Origin of the sequence: Ferrovibrio sp. (assembly GCF_029255545.1) — a bacterium.
Taxonomy (GTDB): domain Bacteria; phylum Pseudomonadota; class Alphaproteobacteria; order Ferrovibrionales; family Ferrovibrionaceae; genus Ferrovibrio.
This window is the reverse complement of sequence record NZ_JANLJJ010000065.1, coordinates 22,960-28,233: the sequence shown is the minus strand read 5'-3', so window position 1 is coordinate 28,233 and position 5,274 is coordinate 22,960. Positions and strand designations below refer to the sequence as shown.

Below are 5,274 nucleotides of genomic sequence, written 5' to 3'. Positions count from 1 at the left end.
CGAACGCAGCCCGGCCGAGCTGGATTACCTCGAACGCCTGCTGCGGCGGTTCTGACAATTACAACACCAATACAACACCAGCCCGTCATGCCCGGGCTTGGCCCGGGCATCCACGTTTTCGTTAAAAGCAACTCGTGGATCCTCGGGCCAAGCCCGAGGATGACGGATGATGCTTTGTCGTGGGCTTGATAATTTCTCGCACCCGTCACCGACACAGCGATGCTAAGTTGCCCCCATGATCGACTCACTTGACCATCTGGTGCTGACCGTGCGCGACATCGAGGCCACGGTGGCTTTCTATGAAACCGTGCTGGGCATGCAGCCGGTGCGTTTCGCCGCCGCCGATGGCAGCCAGCGCGTCGCACTCGGCTTCGGCCGGCAGAAAATCAACCTGCATCAGCAGGGCCGCGAATTCGAGCCGAAGGCGCGGCAGCCCCTGCCGGGCAGCGCCGATCTGTGTTTCCTGACGCGGATGCCGCTGGACGAGGTGATCGCGCATCTGCGGGCCTGCGGCGTCGCCGTCGAGGACGGACCGGTGCGGCGCACCGGCGCGACGGGACCGATCCTGTCGGCCTACCTGCGCGATCCCGACGGCAACCTGCTGGAAATCTCCAACGCGCTATAGGCGCGGCAGCTCTGAATCCGACCTGCTTCTCACACAAAAAACCGTCATCCTCGGGCTTGGCCCGAGGATCCACGTTTTCTTTTTAACAAACTCGTGGATGCCCGGGCCAAACCCGGGCATGACGATATTTGTTGCAAGCGACAGCTGACGCGCCTAATCCGCGTCCGCCGCGAGCTCAAGCGCGGATTCCACCGCCTGGGCCAGGTCGGCCATGCTGAAGGGCTTGTTCAGGATGGCATTGGCTAGCTGGCCGATGCCATGGGCGCGGCGACGTTCCATCGCGACGCCCGACATCAGCAGTACGGTGAGATGCGGCCAGTCGCGCGCCGCCTTGAGCGACAATTCGACGCCATCCATGTTGGGCATGACGATATCGGCGAGCAGCAGGTCGAACGCGCCACGGCTCAGCTTGACGACGGCTTCGGCGCCGTCGCCCACGGCGACAACCTCGTGTCCACGGGCTTCGAGGACACGACGGATGAACTCGCGCACCGCCACTTCGTCTTCGGCGACCAATATCCGCGCCATCTTCCCTCGCCGACGGCTGCCCGTGTTGCGGACGGTTTCTCGCCCCGGGACAGCCACCTTTTCTGGATCAGCTGGGCGTGGCCCGGCATCCGCGATGCCGCAACCAGCGGTTAACCCTAACACCGATTCGCCTTCAAGAGAAACGGGCAATTGATACGTAAACGCACAACCGCTGGGTTCAGGATAAAACAGTCAGGAAGAGTGGATTGCGGCGGCGACTCTTGCGGCGCTTTTACTGGGCCGGCTGGCTGGCGAAGGCGACTTCCAGGTCGGTGACCTCCTCACGCGGGGCCGGCAGCTTGACGTCGAAGCTGAGCTTCTCCTCGGCGGCGATGCTGCTCTGCTCGAGCTGGAGGGTGTAATTGGCCAGTTCCTGACCGCCGGCGCCGCGCATGGCGACGCGGAGCGCCGGCAGCGGCCGGTCGCTGCCGCCGACATTGACCACCTCGCCCGACACGGCAATGCGGGTCTGGCCGCCATCGAGGATGGTGGCGGATTTCAGGTTATGCAGCTCCAGCCCCAGCCATTCCGAGGTTTCGACCGGCAGGCCGATCATCTCGTAGAGCTTGGCCAGCGGCGGATAAAAGGCAATCAGCTCGGCCCGTTTGGTGTAGCCGCCATAGCCGGCGGCGCCGAGCAGGGCGAACAGCAGCAGCCAGCCGAGCCAGGCCCAGGACCGCTGTTTCCGCACCTTGGACGGTGGACGCTGCACGCCGGCCTCGGCCAGGCGGGCGCGGCGGCGGTTCAGCACCGCGTCGGGATCGTCGTCCCCGTCATGCTCGCCGGAAAACGGCTCGTCCAGCGGCGGATGCAACGGCGGGCGGTCGTCGTCCTTCAGCAGCAGGTCGTCGTCATCCTCGTCAAAGCCGCTGATGCGCGGCGGCGGCGGCGCGTCGAGGTCGGGCGGGGATGGCGGCGCCATGGGCGGGGGCGGCGCACCACCGGGCGGCGGCGGCGGCACCCATTCCTCATCGTCCAGGGCGGGCGGTTCCGGGGCCGGCGGCGCGGCCGGATTCTGGCCGGCGCCCTGGATCGTCGCCTGGACAGCCGGGGGTGCCGGGGCAATCTCGGGCTCCGGTTCGGGCAGCGGTTCCTGCCGCCAGGTCTCCCGGCAGCGCGAGCACCGCACTTTCCGCGGGCCGGCGCCAAACACCGTGGGATCGACGTGAAACCGCGTGGCGCAGCTTGGGCAGGTGAGGATCATGCCTGTGAACTGCCTGAAGCCAGCCCCTTTTGCGTTTCCGGATGCTTTCCCTTATAGGACGGACGGGGCCGCCGAAGCAAGGCTACTTCCCCGCAAGATATTGGCGCGCAAGGCATTGGGAGATTCGGGCTTGGTGCGTTTCCAGAATGTCGGCATGCGGTACGGCCCGGGGCCGGAGGTGCTGCGGGACGTCAGCTTCGCCCTGGCGCCCGGGTCCTTCCATTTCCTGGCCGGGCCCAGCGGCGCCGGCAAGACCTCCCTGCTGAAACTGCTCTACCTGGCCCAGCGGCCCAGCCGGGGCCTGATCACCATGTTCGGCCAGGACGTCTCGACCGCCAGCCGCGCCGCCCTGCCGATGCTGCGGCGGCGCATCGGCGTGGTGTTCCAGGATTTCCGCCTGCTTGATCACCTGACCGCGCTGGACAATGTCGCCCTGCCGCTCCGCATCGCCGGCGCCGACGAGCGGCGCACGCGCGAGCATGTCATCGAGCTGCTGACCTGGGTTGGCCTGGGCGACCGGCTGGAGGCGCGGCCGGCCACCCTGTCGGGCGGCGAGAAACAGCGCGTGGCGATTGCGCGGGCCGTGATTGCCAGGCCGAGCCTTCTTCTGGCCGACGAACCCACCGGCAACGTCGATGCCGATATGGCGCAGCGCCTGATGTACCTGTTCGTCGAGCTGAACAAGCTGGGCACGGCTGTCGTGCTGGCCACCCATGACACGCAGCTTCTGCAGCAGTTCCGCTTTCCGGTGATGCGCCTGCGCGCCGGGCAGCTGAACATCGAACGGAACGCCGCATGAGCAAGAAGCGCCGCGCCGTTTCCGACCTGCAGCTGGAAGCCGATTCCGGCACGCGTTTCCTGCCCTGGGCGCTGGCGGTGATGGTGTTCCTCGCCGCCCTGGCGCTCGCCGGCGCGCTGAGCCTGGGCGGCAGCATCGAGGGCTGGCGGCGCGGCGTGTCGTCGAAGCTGACCGTGCAGATCGCTGACCGGCCGGGCCAGCCGATGCAGCCGCGCGTCGATGCCGCCATCGCGCTGCTGCGCGGCGTGCCCGGCGTGCAGAGCGCCGAGGCTTTGCCCAAACCCGCCGTCGAGGCTTTGCTGCAGCCCTGGCTGGGCCGCGACGCGCTGCAGGCCGACCTGCCGTTGCCCGGCCTGATCGACGTGACGCTGGCTGAGAATGCCGCGTTGTCGGTGGATGCCCTGAGCGCGCGTTTGCAAAGCGCCGTGCCGGGCGCGCGGCTGGATGACCCCAAGCCCTGGCTCGACCGCCTGGTGCAGCTCGGCCGCCTGCTGCAATCCTTAGGCGGCGGCATCGTGCTGCTGGTCGGCCTGGCGATGGCGGCAATGGTGATCTTTGCAACACGGGCCGGGCTGGCAGCCCGGCGCGACACGATCGAGCTTTTGCACCTGATCGGCGCCGAGGACGGCTATATCGCCAGGCAGTTCCAGCGCCATGTGGCGCGCCAGGCTATCCATGGCGGCACCGCCGGCATCGCGCTGGCCATCGCGATCCTGCTGGCGATCCAGTTCCTGGCCGGCGGCGTTGGCGCCGGGCTGCTGCCCGGCCTGGCCCTGGCCTGGTGGCATTGGCTGGCTTTGCTGGTGCTGCCGCTGGCGGCGGCGGGACTTGCCATCGTCACCGCGCGGCTGACCGTGCTGGGCGCACTGCGGGCCATGGTGTGACCATGCTGATCCTGCTCGACCGCGACGGCGTGCTGAACCAGGACTATCCCGACGATTACGTGAAATCGCCGGCCGAGCTGATCCTGTTGCCCGGCGTGGGCGAGGCGATTGCAAAACTGAATGCGCGCGGCTGGCCGGTGGCGCTGTGCACCAACCAGGCTTGCATCGGCAAGGGCATCATCGACGAGGCGATGCTGGCGCGTATCCATGCCGACCTGCGCGACCGCATCGCGCCCGCGCGGATCGACGCGATCTTCTTCGCCCCCGATCCGCCCTGGGCCGTGACCGACCGGCGCAAACCCGGCCCCGGCATGCTGCGCGAGGCGATGGCGATGTTCCGCGTCGCGCCGCATGAGACCGTGTTCATCGGCGATGCGGTGACCGACATGCAGGCCGCCATGGCGGCCGGCTGCCGCCGCATCCTGGTGCGCACCGGCAAGGGCAAAAAGACCCAGGCGACCGGCTTGCCAGAGGACGTGCTGCCGGTGACCATTGCCGAATCGCTGCCCGATGCGGTGGCGCGACTGCTGAGCGACCTGAACGAACCGAGCGAAGCAACCACCCGCTGAGACAATGAAACCCTGATGGCCCGCCGCGATACCGATATTCCCGTGACCACCCGGCTGGGCCGCTGGCTGCTGGCCTTTGCCGCCATCGCGCTGCTCTGGCTGGGCGGCGGCCTGGCCTATCTGGAGCGCGTCGAGCAGTTCGTGCCGCCGGGCGAGGACCGCTCGGATGCCATCGTGGTGCTGACCGGCGGCGCGGTGCGCCTGAGCACCGCGTTGCGCCTGCTGCATGAGGAAAAGGCCGAGCGCCTGCTGGTCTCGGGCGTGGCGCCGACCACCACCAAGGCCTCGCTGATTCAGGCCGCCATCCCGGCGATGCCGGATTCGGCGCAGGCCTCGAATGACTGGAACGGCATCGACCTGCAATTGCTGTTCGACTGCTGCGTCGACCTGGGCTTCGAGGCCGTGGATACGGCGGGCAACGCCATCGAGGCGGCGAGCTGGGCGCGGGCGCGCGGCTACAAATCCCTGCGCGTGGTGACGGCGAATTACCACATGCCGCGCGCGATGGTGGAATTCCGCCGCCGCCTGACCGACATCGCCGTGCTGCCGCATCCGGTGCGCTCGGATGCCATGCGGGTGGAGGACTGGTGGCAGCGCCGCGCCGCCACGCTGTTCCTGCTCGGCGAATACACCAAATACGCCGCCGCCCTGCTGCGCGCGCATCT

Annotated in this window: 7 protein-coding genes; 5 read left to right on the top strand and 2 right to left on the bottom strand. The window is 68.1% G+C overall.

All coding sequences use genetic code 11. The annotated features are described in order from the left end of the window. The first annotated feature begins 235 nt into the window (after positions 1–235). Complete coding sequence (locus Q1J79_RS13040) at positions 236–625, top strand: VOC family protein (protein WP_300301041.1); 390 nt, start codon at positions 236–238, stop codon at positions 623–625. A gap of 153 nt (positions 626–778) precedes the next feature. On the opposite strand, the gene Q1J79_RS13035 is transcribed toward Q1J79_RS13040, so the two are convergent. Both Q1J79_RS13035 and Q1J79_RS13030 read right to left on the bottom strand, forming a co-directional pair. Further along, complete coding sequence (locus Q1J79_RS13035; RefSeq protein WP_300301039.1) at positions 779–1,153, bottom strand: response regulator; 375 nt, start codon at positions 1,151–1,153, stop codon at positions 779–781. Between the two features lie 232 nt (positions 1,154–1,385). After that, complete coding sequence (locus tag Q1J79_RS13030; protein WP_300301037.1) at positions 1,386–2,357, bottom strand: zinc-ribbon domain-containing protein; 972 nt, start codon at positions 2,355–2,357, stop codon at positions 1,386–1,388. Positions 2,358–2,487: 130 nt separating this feature from the next. On the opposite strand from Q1J79_RS13030, the gene ftsE reads away from it, so the two are divergent. The 4 genes from ftsE to Q1J79_RS13010 form a co-directional block, all read left to right on the top strand. Continuing rightward, positions 2,488–3,156, top strand: a complete 669-nt coding sequence (ftsE, locus tag Q1J79_RS13025) for a cell division ATP-binding protein FtsE (protein ID WP_300301036.1) — start codon at positions 2,488–2,490, stop codon at positions 3,154–3,156. After that, complete coding sequence (locus Q1J79_RS13020) at positions 3,153–4,040, top strand: cell division protein (RefSeq protein WP_300301034.1); 888 nt, start codon at positions 3,153–3,155, stop codon at positions 4,038–4,040. The genes ftsE and Q1J79_RS13020 overlap by 4 nt, the downstream gene beginning before the upstream one ends. A gap of 2 nt (positions 4,041–4,042) precedes the next feature. Next, positions 4,043–4,609, top strand: coding sequence for an HAD-IIIA family hydrolase (locus tag Q1J79_RS13015; protein WP_300301032.1), 567 nt, complete (start codon positions 4,043–4,045; stop codon positions 4,607–4,609). A gap of 15 nt (positions 4,610–4,624) precedes the next feature. Continuing rightward, positions 4,625–5,274, top strand: a 650-nt coding sequence (locus Q1J79_RS13010) for a YdcF family protein (protein WP_300301030.1), incomplete at its 3' end; no start/stop codon positions are given.